This is a genomic window from Actinoplanes sp. CA-142083 (assembly GCF_050942195.1).
Taxonomy (GTDB): Bacteria; Actinomycetota; Actinomycetes; order Mycobacteriales; family Micromonosporaceae; genus Actinoplanes.
This window is the reverse complement of the sequence record NZ_CP192076.1, coordinates 2,830,863-2,847,183: the sequence shown is the minus strand read 5'-3', so window position 1 is coordinate 2,847,183 and position 16,321 is coordinate 2,830,863. Positions and strand designations below refer to the sequence as shown.

Annotated in this window: 5 protein-coding genes; 2 read left to right on the top strand and 3 right to left on the bottom strand. The window is 71.4% G+C overall.

Annotated features, from left to right (window positions below; translation table 11 throughout):
- The first annotated feature begins 18 nt into the window (after window positions 1–18).
- Complete coding sequence (locus ACQPZX_RS13230) at window positions 19–1,575, top strand: glycoside hydrolase family 13 protein (protein ID WP_433379295.1); 1,557 nt, start codon at window positions 19–21, stop codon at window positions 1,573–1,575.
- A gap of 2 nt (window positions 1,576–1,577) precedes the next feature.
- On the opposite strand, the gene ACQPZX_RS13225 is transcribed toward ACQPZX_RS13230, so the two are convergent.
- The gene (locus tag ACQPZX_RS13225; RefSeq protein WP_433379292.1) at window positions 1,578–3,557 is read right to left on the bottom strand and encodes a cellulase family glycosylhydrolase; all 1,980 of its coding nucleotides are present in this window, start codon (window positions 3,555–3,557) and stop codon (window positions 1,578–1,580) included.
- 81 nt (window positions 3,558–3,638) lie between these two features.
- Here ACQPZX_RS13225 and ACQPZX_RS13220 point away from each other — a divergent pair, with 81 nt between their 5' ends.
- Window positions 3,639–6,071, top strand: coding sequence for a GH36-type glycosyl hydrolase domain-containing protein (locus ACQPZX_RS13220; protein WP_433379290.1), 2,433 nt, complete (start codon window positions 3,639–3,641; stop codon window positions 6,069–6,071).
- Here the strand turns inward: ACQPZX_RS13220 and ACQPZX_RS13215 are convergent.
- On the bottom strand, window positions 6,061–6,822 hold the full coding sequence (locus tag ACQPZX_RS13215) for a hypothetical protein (RefSeq protein ID WP_433379288.1): 762 nt from the start codon (window positions 6,820–6,822) through the stop codon (window positions 6,061–6,063). The two genes, ACQPZX_RS13220 and ACQPZX_RS13215, sit on opposite strands and share 11 nt — an antisense overlap.
- Before the next feature lie 13 nt (window positions 6,823–6,835).
- Entirely contained in the window at window positions 6,836–16,177 is a 9,342-nt protein-coding gene (locus tag ACQPZX_RS13210; RefSeq protein WP_433379285.1) for a LamG-like jellyroll fold domain-containing protein, read from the bottom strand.
- Window positions 16,178–16,321 lie beyond the last annotated feature (144 nt).

Genomic DNA, 16,321 nt, shown 5'->3' with positions numbered 1-16,321 from the left:
ACCGGGAGGGAGACGGGCATGGACGCCTGGTGGCGCCGCTCGGTGATCTACCAGGTCTACGTGCGCAGCTTCGCCGACTCCGACGGCGACGGGATCGGCGACCTGCCGGGCGTCCGGTCCCGCCTGCCGTACCTGCGGGATCTCGGCGTCGACGCGCTGTGGATCAATCCGTTCTACCCGTCGCCGCAGGCCGACGCGGGCTACGACGTGGCGGACTACCGCGACGTCGACCCGCGCTTCGGCACGCTCGCCGACGCCGAGGCGCTGATCCGCGACGCCCACGCGCACGGTCTGCGGGTGCTCTTCGATCTGGTGCCCAACCACACCTCCGAGGAGCACCCCTGGTTCCGGGCCGCTCTGGCCGCGCCGCCCGGCAGCCGGGAGCGCGCCCGGTACCTGTTCCGCGACGGCCAGGGCTCCCTTCCCCCCAACAACTGGCAGAGCGCCTTCGGCGGCCGCGCCTGGTCCCGGGTCGCCGACGGGCAGTGGTACCTGCACCTGTTCGCGCCGCAGCAGCCCGATCTGGACTGGACCAACGACGAGGTGCGCGCGGAGTTCGAGGCGATCCTCCGGTTCTGGTTCGATCGCGGCGTCGACGGCTTCCGCATCGACGTCGCGCACGGCCTGGCCAAGGATCCGGAGATGCCCGACCTCGGCGCCGGGCACGCCCCGTCGGGTCCGGCCGCGACCGGACACCCGCACTGGGACCTCGACGAAGTGCACGACGTCTACCGCGCGTGGCGCCGGATCAGCGACGGCTACCCGGGCGACCGGACCTTCGTCGGCGAGATCTGGGTGGCCGACCCGGCCCGGCTCGCCCGGTACCTGCGCCCCGACGAACTGCACACCGCGTTCAACTTCACCTTCCTGCTGGCGCCGTGGGACGCCAAGGCGCTTCGGGCAGCCGTCGACGAGAGCATCCAAGCGCTGTCCGCAGTCGGCGCGCCGGCGACTTGGGTGCTGTCCAACCACGATGTCGTCCGGCACGTCACCCGCTACGGCGGCGGAGCAGCCGGCGTCCGGCGGGCCCGGGCCGCGGCGCTGCTCATGCTGGCCCTGCCCGGCGGGGCCTACGTCTACCAGGGCGAAGAGCTCGGCCTGCCGGAGGTCGAGGACCTGCCCGACGAGCTGCGCGAGGACCCGTCCTTCCGGCGCACGCGGGGCGCGGAGACCGGCCGGGACGGCTGCCGGGTGCCGCTGCCGTGGTCGGGAACGGCGCCCCCGTTCGGCTTCGGCCCGGGCGGCGCGTGGCTTCCGCAGCCGGCTGGATGGGCGGAGCTGACCGCGGACCGGCAAACCGGCGACCCGGCGTCGATGCTGTCGCTCTACCGCGCGGCGTTACGCCACCGCGCCGCGCTGCCGGCCCTGGCGCGGGGCGCGCTGACCTGGCTGCCGGCCGCCGACGGGGTGCTGGCCTTCCGGCGCGACCCGGACTTCTTCTGCGTGGTCAACGCCGGCGAGCGGCCGGCCGCGGCGCCCAGCGATCTGCGCCGCGCGCGGTTGCTGCTGGCCAGCGGGCCGGTCGCCGGCGACGGCACCCTGCCGCCGGCGACCGCCGCGTGGTATGTCTCCTGAGCTCACTCGACGCGGACGTTGTCCAGGTCGACGGTGCCCGGGTTGATGTAGACCCACAGGACGCGGACGTCGCTGAGCGCCGTGCTGTCACAGGACATCGCGCTCTGCAGGTCGATCTCCGCCGTCGTCGTGGTGTCCTGGTTGATCCAGGTGAAGCCGGACTGGCACCAGGCGAACCCGGCGCCGGTCTGCACCGCGATGGCCGCATTGGTGCCGGCGGCGGGACTGGTGCGCAGGTCGTACTTGAGCGCCGACCGGCCCGACATGTCGACCGGCTCGGCGAAGGTGACGCCGAACCAGCCGCCGTCGGCCGCCGCGATGCGCAGGCCGTGCGTGCCCTCGGTGGCGAACTCGGTGGTCTGTTCGACCGTGCCGGCGTTGGTCTGCCACGAGGCGGAGGCCCAGCCCTCGACGCCGTCCTCGAACGAGTAGAGCAGCTGCGCCGCGGCCGGATCCGGCTTGACCGTGACGGTCACGGTGGCCACGTTGGACCATCGACCGGCCTGGTCCTGGATCACGTACGAAACGGCGGCCTTCCCGGCGAATCCGGCCTGCGGGGTGAAGGTGACCGCGCCGGCGCCGCCGACGGCGAACGCGCCGCCGGTGACGGTGGCGGTCGTCTGCCGGCCCGCGGTCGCCGGGTCGAGGTCGATGCCGGCCGGGCGGACCTTCGTGCGGTACGCGATGTCGTTGGCGGCCGGCTGCAGCGTCACCGGGGTGTTCGCCTCGGTGATCGCGGTGTCGTTGTCGGCGACCGGCGGCAGGGACCGCTGCCCGGAGGCGATCTCGGTGGTGGCGTTCGAGATCGTGGTGCAGACCGGGCTCGGGCAATACACGGTGAACCCGTCGTAGTCGGGATACAGCGTCCCGTCGTCCTGCGAGCCGGACAGGATCCAATACAAGAAGCCATTCCCACCCGTACGCGTGAAGGTGTTGAGCCAGTCCTGATAGACCGGATTGCGGGTGGCCTTGTCCTTCCAGCCGAACTCGCCGAGCATCACGGCCTTGCCGAGCCTCTTGGCGGCGATGTTGTGCCGGGTGATGTAGTCGTCGGCCCACTGCGGCGTGCGGTTGCCCCAGCTGTCCGGGTACAGGTGGTACGACATCACGTCGACGGACGGCAGCGCGGCCAGCGCTAGGCTGTCCACGCCCTCGCCGCAGTTGTCGATCCAGTCGGGCGCGTCCGGGCCGTCGCAGAAGAAGCCCTCGTCGCCGACGCTCACCAGGTGGTTGCGGTCGAGCGACTTCAGGTACGCCGTCATCTCGCCGGCCCAGCCGGTCAGCGTGTCCGTGGTGCAGTGGTCGCTCTGCGGGTAGACGCCGGAGCCCTTGCAGCGCGGCTCGTTGCCGAGCTCCCAGGTCATGATCGTCGGGTCGTCCTTGTACCGGACCCCGGTGATCGTGTTGACCCGGTTGAGGATGTGCTCGAGGTAGTCCTTGTACCAGCCCTTGATCACCGGGTCGGTGTAGAAGTCGTCGTGGTAGGAGGCGCCGCGCCAGCGCACGTACTGGTCGATGCCGCCGAAGTCGGACCAGTTGTTGGTCAGCGGCAGCACCAGCCGCTGCCCGGCCTTTTGTGCCGCCTGGATGACGTAGTCGAGGCGCTCGAGCCCGTTGGGACCGTCGTTGAAGGCCGGCTTCTCGCCGTCCCAGTACTGGAAGTACACGCCGTCCGGCGCCGGGGCGACCGAGTTGCTGCCGTCGGCGTTGCCGATCAGGCCGAACGCCCACGTCCGCATCACGCCGAAGCGGGCCGCCTTGGCGTCGGCGAAGACGTCGTCGACCATCGTCCGGCTCTTGTAGAACAGGTAGTAGTTGTTGGTGCCGCCGAAGCGGAACGGCTTTCCGCCCAGCTTGAGCGTGCTGCCGGACCGGGTGACGAACCCGGCGCCCGGAGCGGGGCGCACGGCGGCGACGGCGGGGCCGGCCGCGACGAGCACCCCGGCAAATGCAGCGAGAACGGCGACTAAGGCTCTCCGCATGACACGGTCTCCTCGAGGGCGATCGACCAGAACCGATGTTCAAGCTAGCATTTCGGGAGCGCTCCCAAAACGGAGGACCTCATGCGGTACGGACACTTCGACGACGAGCGTCGCGAGTACGTGATCGACCGGCCCGACACCCCGCTGCCCTGGATCAACTACCTCGGCACCGAGGCGTACTTCGGCATCGTCTCCAACACCGCCGGCGGGTATTCGTTCTACCGCGACGCCAAGCTCCGCCGCCTCACCCGGTACCGCTACAACAACGCGCCGTTCGACGTCGGGGGCCGCTACCTGTACCTGCGGGACGATGCCACCGGTGACTTCTGGTCCCCGTCGTGGCAGCCCACCCGCAGCCCGCTCGACGAGTACGAGTGCCGCCACGGCCTCTCGTACACGAAAATCTCCTCCGCCCGCAGCGGGATCCGGGCCGAGACACTCTACTTCGTGCCGCTCGGCGAGACCCTCGAGGTCTGGCGGGTCCGGGTCACCAACGACCGCGACACGGCGGCCGAGCTCTCGCTCTTCTCCTCGGTCGAGTTCTGCCTCTGGGACGCGCAGGACGACGCGACGAACTTCCAGCGCAACTTCAACACCGGCCAGGTCGAGGTCGCCGACGGGGTGATCTACCACAAGACCGAGTACCGGGAGCGGCGCGACCATTTCGCGTACTTCGCCTGTTCGGAGCCGCTCGCCGGATTCGACACCCAGCGGGAGACCTTCCTCGGCGCGTACCGCGGCTGGGACCAGCCGGCGGCGGTCGAGCGCGGCGCGGCCTTCGACTCGGTGGCGCACGGCTGGGCGCCGATCGGCAGCCACCACGTCCGGCTCGCCCTCGCGCCGGGTGAGAGCCGCGAGGTCATCTTCGTGCTGGGGTACGCGGAGAACCCGAAGGCGGAGAAGTTCGACCCGCCAGGGTCGCAGACGCTCAACAAACGGTTTGTCAAAAAGGTGATCGAGCGCTGGCTGCGACCGGAGACGGTGGCCGAGGGCTTCGGGGCGCTCGGCCAGTACTGGGGCCGGCTGCTCGGCGGATTCCAGGTGACGACCCCGGACGCGGACACCGACCGGATGGTCAACATCTGGAACGCGTACCAGTGCATGGTGACCTTCAACATGAGCCGGTCGGCGTCCTTCTACGAGTCCGGGATCGGCCGCGGCATGGGGTTCCGCGACTCCAACCAGGACCTGCTCGGCTTCGTCCACATGATCCCCGAGCGCGCCCGCGAGCGGATCCTCGACATCGCGGCCACCCAGATGGCGACCGGCGGGGCGTACCACCAGTACCAGCCGCTGACCAAGCGCGGGAACAACGACATCGGGCAGGGCTTCAACGACGACCCGCTGTGGCTGGTGCTCGGCGTCTCCGCGTACGTCAAGGAGACCGGCGACGAGTCGATCCTGGACGAGCCGGTGCCGTTCGACAACGCGCCGGACAGCGAAGTGCCGCTCTACGAGCACCTGCGCCGCTCGGTGCGCTACACCCAGGAACGGCTCGGCCCGCACGGCCTGCCGCTGATCGGGCGGGCCGACTGGAACGACTGCCTCAACCTCAACTGCTTCTCCGATACGCCCGGCGAGCCGTTCCAGACCACCGAGAACGTCAGCGGCGGCGCGGCCGAGTCGGTCTTCATCGCCGGGCAGTTCGTGCTGGCCGCCAAGGAGCTGGCCGCGATCGCCGGCCTGCGCGGGCTGGAGGCGGAGGCGGTCGAGTACCGCGCCGCCGCGGAGAAGATGACCGCGGTGATCCTCGAGCACGGCTGGGACGGCGCCTGGTTCCGCCGGGCGTACGACTTCCACGGGCGCGCGATCGGATCCGGCGAGGACAACGAGGGGCAGATCTTCATCGAGCCGCAGGGCATGTGCGTGCTCGGCGGGGTCGGCCTCGACGACGGGCTGGCCGCGCAGGCCCTCGACAGCGTGGCCGAGCGGCTGGCCACCCCGCACGGCATCGTCCTGCAGCAGCCGGCGTACTCGAGCTATCGGATCGAGCTCGGCGAGATCTCCTCGTACCCGCCGGGTTACAAGGAGAACGCCGGCATCTTCTGCCATACGAACCCGTGGATCATGATCGCCGAGGCGATGGTCGGCAACGGCGACCGGGCCTTCGACTACTACCGGCGGATCAACCCGTCGGTCCGGGAGGCGATCAGCGACGCGCACCGCTGCGAGCCGTACGTGTACGCGCAGATGATCGCCGGCCGGGACGCGCCCACCCACGGCGAGGCCAAGAACTCCTGGCTCACCGGCACCGCGGCGTGGAACTTCGTCGCGATCACCCAGTGGATCCTCGGCATCCGCCCGGAGCTGACCGGCCTGCGCATCGACCCGGCGCTGCCGGCGGAGTGGGACGGCTTCCGGGCCACCCGGCTCTTCCGGGGCGCCACCTACGAGATCACGGTCCGCCGGGCCGGCGAGGCGTCCCTGTTCGTGAACGGCGAGCGGATCGACGGCACGATCGTGCCGCCCGCCTCCCCCGGCGCCGTCGTCCGGGTGGAGGCTGTCATCGCTTGAGGAGCTCAACCGCCAGCAGGATGTGGGGCGGCACGACCTTGCTCCGCTCGTAGTTCTTCGGGCGGAGCAAGAGCTGCCGCTGCCCGTAGTCGATCTCCCGCTGCAGCACGTCCTCGAGGAAGAACTTGGCCTTGCCGGCCAGCTCCGACGGCTCCTGCTCGGCCGCCGCGACGGCCCGCCGCACGGCCGCCGCGGCATCGGGCAGGTAGAGGTAGTCGTCGCCGGTCGGCAGCTTCTGGGCGGTCAGGTCGACCCCGAACCGGAAACTGACGCCGACCAGCTCGGCGCCGGCGAAGTCGTTGCCGTGGATCTGGTTGCTCGGCCGCAGCGCGAGCTCCCGGTAGCCGGGCGGCTCGGGCTTGCCCTGCCGGGCCAGGCCCCGGAGAGTGGCCTCGTATCTGTTCTGCGCCCCGTGCGGGGCGCCGCGCAGTTCGAGGCCGGTTGTCCGCCCGGTGAACGAGCAGTCGACGAACTCGAGATAGTCGGCCCCCGGCCGCACGAACCGCGCGTTGCGGAACGTGCAGCCGACGAAGCGAACGTATCCGACGAGAGAGGTCAGCGACGCGCGGTCGAAGGAGCAGCCGACGTACAGCGACTGCTCCGTTCCCGCTCCGAAGGACGCATCCCCCACCTTGACGCGATCGAACTTGCAGTCGGTGAAGGTGGAGCCCTGCGCGCTGAACTTGTCCAGCGACCGGCCCGAGTAGTCGGCTCCCACCACATCCTCGTGGTCGATGCTGATCCGCTCCATGGGACCACCCTAACTACGGCTTGAACTTGTACGTGGAGTAGTCGCAGGTGAGGTACTTCGGGTCGTAGTTCGACTTCGTCGGGTCCTTGCCCTTGGCCTTGTGGCTCGACACCGCGCCGGGCGTGGTCAGCTCGATCCACTTCTTGGTCAGCGTGTCGAAGAAGTCCACGCCACGCCGGTTGTACTTGAACCGGTCCGGGTAGGCATCCTGGAGACGCTCGTTGGTCCGGTTGTGGACGATGTGCCCGCGATCCCGCCAGATCCGCCAGCCCTCCTCGTCGTACAGCGCCCGCTGGGCGTCGGTGATGTCGGCGTCGATCGAGTCGAGGCCCTCGTCGGCGACGCCCTGGGCGATCTCCTGGATGATGTCCTTCGGATCGTCGCCGCAGCCGTTGGGGTCCTTCGTGCCGGTGATCTTCAGACCCTCGGTGGCGGCCACCGCGCCGGCCGCGGCCGCGGTGTTCGCCGCGTCGCTGCCGTCGCTGCCGGCGAACACCGTGCCCGGCAGCTGGACCGTCCCGCCGATGTTGGTCACCAAGCCGGCGCCGCCGACCAGCGCGACGGCCGCGGGCGGCTTGACCACGTTGGCGCCGACCGCGCCGGGCTTGGCGGCCCGGATCGCCGCCGCCCGGTCGGCCGCCCGCTGGTCGAGCATGTTCAGCTGCGCCTCGGTGCGCGCCTTCTCCAGCGCGATCCGCTGCGCCCGCGCCGCCTCGAGTCTCGCCGCGAGGTACTGGTTGTACGCCGCGGTCATCTGCGCCACCCGGGCGTTGATCCGCGCCTGCGTGGCCGCCTGCTGGTAGTTGGCGTAGGCCTGGGCCCGCGCCGCCGCGGCCTGCGCCTGGGCCGCCGCGTTGAGCCGGGCCGCGTAGGCGTCCTGCGAGGCCGCGTACGGGTTCGTCTGCGTGGCGGTGGCGGGCCCGTCCCAGCTGCTCGCGCTGTCGGCCCACTGCCGGTTCTCGTTCCACTGGTAGCCCTGGTAGATCAGGACGCCGGTGCCGACCACCGCGACCACGCCGAGGATTCCCCAGCCGACCGGATTGGAGCCGAGGAACACGCCGCCGAGCAGGACGAGCGGGTTGTGCCCATCCGCGTCGACGTTGTTCAGCGGGCTCGCGTTGCCGTAGCCGTACTGGTTGGCCTGGGCCACCGGATCGGGCTCGAGGGTCCAGGTGTCGCGCGAGGTGAAGCCGGCCGCCGCCGGGTCGTACCAGCGGGCGTGCGCGTTGAGCAGGCCGGTCTGCGGATCGGACCAGCCGCCCTGGAACCCGAGCGGGAGCCGCTCGGCCGAGGAGGCGACCACCTGGCCGGACGGGTCGTAGACCGCGGACCGGCTCAGGGCGCCGTCGGCCGGATCGTACGAGCCGCGCAGGTCGCCATGCCGGGCGTCCTGGAACAGGCTCCGGCCGGCGCCGCCGTCGAGAGTGGCCGACAGCGGCCGGGACTCGGGGTCACGGAAGACCTTGCCGCCCGGCACGACGACCGGCGCGTTGCCGAGGTCCGAGTACCCGAAGGCCACCCCGTTGCGGGTGGCGACCCGGCCGAGGGAGTCGTACGCAAAGTTGACCGTGTAGCCCGGGTTGGCCGCCGTGACCATCTGCTCGAACGCGTCGAACGTGTAGTCCGTGGTGCTGCCGCCCTCGGCGGTGCTGCGGATCGTGCCCCGCGGCGACCACGTGTTGGCGACGTCGGGCTCGCTGCCGCCGGTAGCGGTGAGCAGCCGGTTGCGCTCGTCGAAGGCCGACGCACGGGTGCTCGCGCCGACCGCGACGGAGGTGCGGTTGGACGCGTTGTCGTAGCCGTACGTCACGGTCGAGCCGTCCGGCCGGATCCACGACGTCTGGCGGCCGGCGCCGTCGTACCCGTAGCCGTTGGCGCCGTCGCCGGTGATGCCGGTCGCGGTGGTCCCGATCAGCAGGTCGTCGTTGTCGTAGGCGTACGTGACCTTGGCGGACTGGGTGCCGTTCGCCGCGGTCAGGGTGTCGCTCGCCAGCCGGCCGAGGTTGTCGTACCCGTAGCTGCGCGACGCCGCGCCGGTGCCCTGGCTGACCGACTGCACCTCGCCGGTCGTGCGGTAGGCGTAGGTGAGCGTCTTCGACACCAGCGGGTCGGTCACGGTCTTGAGCCGGTCGGCGCCGGTGTAGGTGAAGGTGGTGGCGCCGGCCAGGTCGCTGCGGGTGGTCATCCGCTGGTCGGAGTCGTAGCCGAACGCCGCCTGGGCGCCGCCCGGACCGGTCACGCGAGTGAGCAGACCGCGGTCGCTCCAGGTGTACGTGTTCTCCCCGCCGGGCGTGCCGGCCTTCAGCAGCTTGCCGTTGGCGTCGTAGTCGAACGACCGGCCGGCGGTCGATCCCTCGGCGCCGCTGCCCGTCTCGGTGGTGATCCGGCCGAGCCCGTCGTAGGTGCGGTCGACCGTCACCCCGCCCGGCAGGCCCATCCGGACGGCCTGGCCCGCCTTGTCGTACGCCGTGGTCCAGGTGCGGTCGGCCGCCGCCGGGTGCGCGGCGGTGGCCGGCTCCAGCACCTCGACCGGCGCGGCCCAGTCGTTGTAGCGCGTTTCGGTGACGTTGTTGTTGCCGTCGGTCGTGCGGGTGCGGTTGCCCACCGCGTCGTAGTCGGCCCTCACCGTGATCGTGGTCGCCGCGTCGGCGGTCACCCGCCGCTGGGTGACCGTGCGCACCTGGTCGCTCGCGTCGTACGTGTAGTCGGTGATCCGGCCCTCGGCGGTGGTCTCCCGCGACACCCGGCTGTCCCGGTCGTAGCTGGTCCGGCTGGTCCGCAGCGCGGCGGAGAGCACGCCGCCGCTCACCGTGTGGCCGGTGACCGCGGTGGTGCGGCCCAGACTGTCGTAGGTGTACCCGGTCGCCAGCGCGCCGCCGACGATCTCGGCGATCGGCCGGCCGGTCGCGTTGTACCGGAACTCGGTCGCCACGCCGTCCGCGTCGGTGACCTTCACCCGCTGGTCGGCGGTGTCGTAGACGGTGGTCGTCGTGTCGTTGCGCGGCGAGGTGACCGCGGTCGTGCGGCCGCGGGCGTCCGGCGCCATCGTGGTCGTGTAGTAGTAGGTGGTGTCGCCGGACCGCTCGGTCACCGTGTCGGTGATCTGGTTGCCCCGGTCGTCGTAGGTGGCCAGCCGCCGCGCGCCGAGCGGGTCGACGGTCTCGAGCACCTCGCCCAGCCGGTTGCGCTTGTACTGGGTGACCGGCGTGGTCTTGGGCCCGGCGCCGTCCGGGTCGGGCTCGGTGACCTTGGTCAGCCAGCCGTTCTTGTCGTACTCGTAGCCGGTGACCCGGCCCAGCGCGTCGGTCTCCTTCTTCGGCAGGCCCCGCTCGTCGTACTCGGTCGCCTCGACCGGCACGATCGTCACGCCGCCGGGCGGGGTGTACGCGGGCAGGGTGGTCTGGGTCCCGCGGCCCACGGCGTCGCGCGCCACGCGGATGACCGCGCCGTTGGCGTCGCGGGTGTCGGTCGCCTCGCCGAACGTGTTGCGGCCCACCACCGACGCCGGCGCGAGGTTGTCGGTGGCCACGCCGTCGCGCCACACCGGCCGCGCCGGCTCGACGGTCCGCTCGAGCTCGCCGGACTTGTCGTACGCGTACGTGGTGACCGCGCCGGCCGGGTCGGTGAACGACGTCTGCAGGCCGCGCGGGTCGCGCTTGATCGTGGTGACCAGCGCCTGCGGGTTCGCCGCCGGGTCGGTCACCGTCGTGGTCGTGCCGCGACCCATGGCGTCGTAGCTGAAGGAGGCCGACTCGGCGGGCGCGCCGGCCCGCTGGAAGCGCAGCTCCGACCGCTTGACCCGGCCGCCCCAGCCGGTCGCCGGCTGGCTGTCCCGGACCCGCAGGTAGATCGTCTTGCCGCCGGCGAGGGCCGGGGTGAGGTCGATCGTGCGGACGGCCCGGTTCGAGCCGTCGCGGATGTCCCGCGTCTCCTCCAGCACCTTGGTCCAGGTGCTGTTGTTGGGGCTGGTCTCGACCAGGAACTGGTTGGCGATGTCGGTGATCAGGCTGGCGCCGGTCGTGTCGGACGGCAGCGTGAACTTGTAGGTGAAGGAGGTGGCGCCGTCGGCGTAGCGGGCGCGCGTCCCGTCGATCAGCGAACCGCCGTCGGTCAGGATCGCCTTCTCGCCGGGTGTGTCGACGTCGACCGCCAGGCCGTTGCCGGACACGATCGAGCTGGGCTGGCCGTCGCCCCGCATCTGGTACGAGGTGGAGCGCATCAGCCCGGCCGGGTCGAGCACCTCCTGGATCAGGTTGCCGCCGTTGTCGTACATGAAGTCGCGCACGACGCCGCCGGCCTCGGTGCGGCGCACCAGGTTGCCCGCGTAGTCGTACTCGTTCTGCTGCTGCGTCAGCGTGGACGCGACCGTGCCGTTGGCGTTGCGGGTGACGTGCTTGACGCTCTCGACCAGGCCGGTCTCGAAGTACGTGTACGCCGTCTCCCGGCCCATCGCGTCGACCACCGTGGCGAGCTGGCCCGCCGGGTCGTACGCCCGCGACTCCACCACCATGCGGGTGGCCGCCGGGTCCATCGGGTCCACCCCGGCGCCGACACCCGCGGTCTCGACCAACCGGCCGTCGTCGTCGTACTTGTACTCGAGCACCTGCCCGCCCGGCCGGGTCTCCCGGATCCGGTTGCCGGCCGCGTCCCAGTCGGTGCTGGTGACGGCGTTGTCCGGGGTGGTCGACGAGGTGATCCGGCCGGCCGGGTCGTACCCGGTCTTCCAGGTCCGGGTGGCGTCGCCGCCGGTGGTGTCGCTGGTGTCGACCTGCTTCGTCCGGCCGCTCGCGTCGTACGTGTACTTCGTGCGCGCGGTGTGCGTCACCCCGGTGATCGGGTTGACGACGCCCGGCGAGGTGACCGTGTCGGGCAGCGACGCCGCGTTGTACGTCGTGGTCGTGGTGCCGTAGTCGGCGGTCGTGCCGTCCGCGCTGCCGGTGACCTTGGAAGCGGTCGGGCGGCCGATCGCGTCGAAGGTGACCTCGGTGGTCAGGCCGGCCGGGTCGACGGTCTTCACCAGGTCGCCGACGCTGTTGTAGTAGTACCAGGTCCAGCCGCCGGCCATGTTGCTCGCGACGCGCACCAGACCGGGCGGGGCGGTGCCGCCGCCGATCGCGGCCTGCGTTCCGTCGGTGTAGAAGTAGTCGTGGCGGGCGGTCCAGTCCAGCTGCCCGGGCAGCTTCGGGCTGATGACGCCGGTGGGGCGGCCCTTGTCGTCGCGGTAGTACCAGGTGCGGTGCTCGTCGGAGTAGGCGTCGCGGTCGCGGCCGTCACTCGCCCACAGGAGCTGGTCGTTGCGCGGGTCGAGCGGGTCCGCGTACAACGCGTAGCCGTAGTAGCGGTACCGGAAGTCGCCGTTGTACCAGACGATGTCGGCGGTCCGGTTGCCCCGGTCGTCGGTGAAGAAGAACCGGGTGTGGTCGTTCGGATCGGTGTAGTTGTAGACGAAGCCGGCCTCGTTGTACTCCCAGTCGCCGGTGCCGAAGTTGTCGGTGCGGGCGATGATCCGGCCGTTGTGGTCGGCGTCGTAGGTGTAGGTGATGGCGTCGCGGGCCGAGGACGACAGCGTGACGACGCGGACCCGGTCGCCCACGGTCGGCGGGTCGAGCGTCCACGTCGCGCCGTTGCGGTCGGTCATCGTGGTGATCCGGCCGGACGCGTGGTCGTAGCCGGCGGTGGTGGCCGTGAACGGCCCGGGCTCCACCACGGTGGCCAGCCGCGTCGACGCGGCCTGCGCGGCGTAGTGCGCCTTGACCTGGCTGAGCGCCAGCGGGTGCCGGTAGAAGGCGACCTCGTCGATGTCGCCGGTGAACGGGAAGTAGCCGGTCGACGCCAGCGGCCAGTTCTTGGTGTAGCCGTTGCCCACGTGGTGCCGGCTCATGTCGAAGTGCTTGAGGGCCTTGCCGGTGATCTGGCCGATCTGATTGCCGTCCAGGTACAGCGTCTGCGTGTCGACCGCGACGGTGAGCACCGCGTGGTGCCACAGCCCGTCGTTCACCACGCCGGGCGAGACCATCGAGTCCGACGAGGCGCCGGTGTACACCAGGCCGCGCAGCTTGCCGTCGGTGCCGATGTCCAGGTTCGGGTTCCAGCCGGAGGGCGGCACGGCCGGCGCGGGCACCGACTGGCTGCCGAAGAGCACGCCGCTCTTGCCGGCCGCGGCCTTGAACCACAGCTCGATGCTGAACGCGACGCCCGAGCCGAGCAGGTTGTCCGGCAGGGCCACGTAGCTGTCGGTGGCGCCGGTGAAGCCGAGCGAGCCGTCCGGGGAGCCGGACAGGGCGCCGGGCCGCCCGGAGGTGACGTTGCGGGCCGTCGCCTTGTTCTCGTCGGGGCTGCGCGCCACGACGTTCTCGAGGTTCGCGGCGGAGCCGCTGAGCGGCCAGTACCCGGCCGGGTTGTCGTCGAGCACGACCGAGCGGTAGTGCGACGAGGTCACGTACGTGTAGCTGGTGCACGAGGTGGCCGACAGCGGGCTGCAGACCTTGCTGAGCTTGGCGCCGTCGTACGTGTAGGTCCACGTCGGGGCGGCGGCGCCGGCCGCGGGCGGGTCGGTGGCGACCGCGGTGAGCCGGCTGCCGACCCACGTCGCCCACAGCGAGCGCCCGCTGGCCTCGTCCCTGATCCGGCTCGGCCGGGTGCTGGTCCCGTCGTAGGTGAAGGTCTGCTTCCGTCCGCTGGCGTCCTCCACCGTGACCAGCCGGCCGGCCGCGTCGAAGGTGCGCTTCGAGCCGGACGGATCGCGCAGGATCCACGACACCGGCGGCCCGGCCACCCGCACCAGGGTCAGGTTCATGCCCGGCGGTGGCTGGTAGGCGCTGCCGGACAGCCCGAACCGCACGGTACGGCCGGTGGACAGCGTCACGACCACGTTGCCGGAGCCGTCGCCGTCCACCACCAGGCGCTGGTCGAGCGGGCTGGCCCAGCCGGGGCCGAACGCGCCGTCGGTGCGCGGGTCCTGCGAGTTGTAGGTGCGCTCGATCGAGAGGGCGGGCCCGACCGCCGGTACCGCCGCGTCGGTGGTCGTCGTCTCGTAGTTGCCGACCTGCGGGTTCAGGCCGGGCGCGTCGGCGTCGTCGGGCGCGCCGGCGAGATGGCTGGTGATCTCGGGCTGCGCCACGATCGGCGTGAACGAGAACGGGCCGTACTCGGGGCTGGTGTTCTGGGTGTCGTTGAGCGTGACGTACCAGAACGACTGCTTGCTCCAGGCCAGCACGCCGGCCGGCACCTGCCAGGCCGCGTTGGTGATCCAGCCGGAGGACTGGCAGCCGGTCGGCGCGGCCGGGGTGCCGTTGCAGATCCGGAACGAGTACTTGCCCACCGCGCCGGCCGGGAAGTTGTCGGGGTCGCTGTAGCCGGCCCAGAGCGCGGGGCGCAGCTTGTCCACATACCCGTTGTGCGCGGGATATTTGCTGGTCAGGATCGGCGGGCCGTTGCCGACGTTGAAGGTCGTCACGCCGGCCGGCACCGAGTACGTGGTGTCGAAGTCCTTGCCGGCGGGGTCGACCATGGTCAGCTTGAGCTGATAGCCGGTGCCGACCGGGACCGGGCCCACCTCGACCGGCACGTCGACGTTCCAGCCGTACTCGACGGTCGCCGGCATCGGGTAGAGCGTGCGGGACAGCTGGGTGCCGGCCGAGTTCTTGACGATCACGGCGAGCTTGTAGCCGTTGGTCGGCGTCCAGGCCGCCGCGCCCCACTTCTTGATCCGGACCGTGATCCCGCCCTTGGAGGTGGCGGTGACCGGCGGCGAGAACGTCGTGCTGGGCAGCGAGTAGTCGGCGCCGACGTCGGAGTAGGTCACGTCGAGGTAGGGCTGCAGGCCCATGGGGGCCGGCGTGTTGGCCGAGTAGTAGGAGCGGTGCGTCGTGCCCGCGGCCTGCCGGATCGTGAAGCCGGTCATCGGCAGGTCCTCGCCGTGCGCCCACCGGGTGAACCGGGCGCGGGGCAGCTGCCAGGTGTGCCAGCCCGGCTGCACGATCGTGCCGCTGCTGGTCGTGCAGCCCTTGCTCGGCTGGTTGACGGTGGCGAGCGGGCTGGCCGAGTCGTACGTCTTGCCCGGCCACGCCATCACGCCGTAGCCCCAGCTCTGCCGGACCGCATAGACGCTCGACGAGGCGGCGTTGCAGTTGAGGGAGGCGTCGTTGAAGAGGTTCAGCGACGCGCCGAGGATGTACTTGTAGGACAGCTTCGACCAGAAGTCGAAGGTCACGTAGCTGGCGTACTGCGTGCCGGCGAACGTGCCGGCGCCCAGCACCTCGTCGAGCGAGTAGTCGCGGTTCGAGGCGCTGGTGGTGACGGTGTCCCACCCGGAGGCGATCAACCGCACCGACGGGTCCACCGTGACCGGGAACTTGCGGGCGCTGCCGCGCAGCCAGGCCCGGTCGATGTCGACCTTCAGCGCCCAGCCGTCGCCGTCGCGTTCCAGGGTGTAGAAGACCTCGCGGGACACGACCGGGACGCTCGCCGAGTCGGTCATGAAGCCGGGCGCGATGGCGGCCTTCACGGCGCCGGCCTGGTCCTTGAAGAGCACGCCGGACTGCGGCGACGCCAGCTCCGGCGTCAGGCCCTCGACCATGAGCGGGAAGCGCCAGCTGGTCGGGGAGTCCGGCCCGTCGAGGACGATGTCCTCCTTGATGCCGTCCGGCAGGGTGGTCAGCTTGAGGTCGGCGCCGGGGCGCACCTCGGCGAACGACGCGGTGGCGCCGCTGACCGACGCGGCCGCCGGGCCGGCGCCGTCGAGCTGGAAGCCCACCTTCGCGCCGCCGCCGGCGTCGACCGAGGCGAGCACCGGATCGTCGGCGCGCGGCGCGATCGAGGACTTCGCGGCCAGCCGCGGGGTGAGCCGCTTGTCGGCGCCGCGGCTCAGCGTGGGGTCGGCCTCGCGCATCTCGCCGGAGGCATCGGGCAGATACCTGGTGCCGGAGAAGAACCGCAGCGTGTGCGTGCCGTCCGGGTTGTCGAAGACGGTCGACCGGCCGGTGCGGCGCCCGGAGTTCTCGCGCGACCCGCCGACCACGCCGGGTGGCTTCTGCTCGGCGGCCGGCGTCAGCGTGTTCGGCACCGGCGCGGCCGTGGGCTGTTTCGGCTCCGGCAGCTTCTGCTCCAGCCCGACCGCGGGGATCCCCTTGGGCACGGGCGGCGGCGTCTTCGGCGCCGCGGCGCCCTTGGCGGCGGTCGCCGTCGCCGCGGTCCGGTGCCCGCGGCCGGCGGCGGAGCCCGCTTTCTGCTTCGGCGCCGAGGTGCGGGCGCCCGGCGCGGCGCCGGGATCGGCCGCGGCCGGCGAGCTGCCGACCTCGAGGCACGACAGGGCCAGCACTACCGGCAGAACGAACGCGACAACGTTTTTGGACATGCTTCGGCGCTTCACCGATGCCTCCCCCGTACGGCGACCTCAGATGAGCCGGGGACGATATCGGGCGGATAGATGTTTTGAGATACGTCTCTGTACTCCGTTTGCACCATGCGCACGGACGGGCGAACCGACCCCGCTACACTC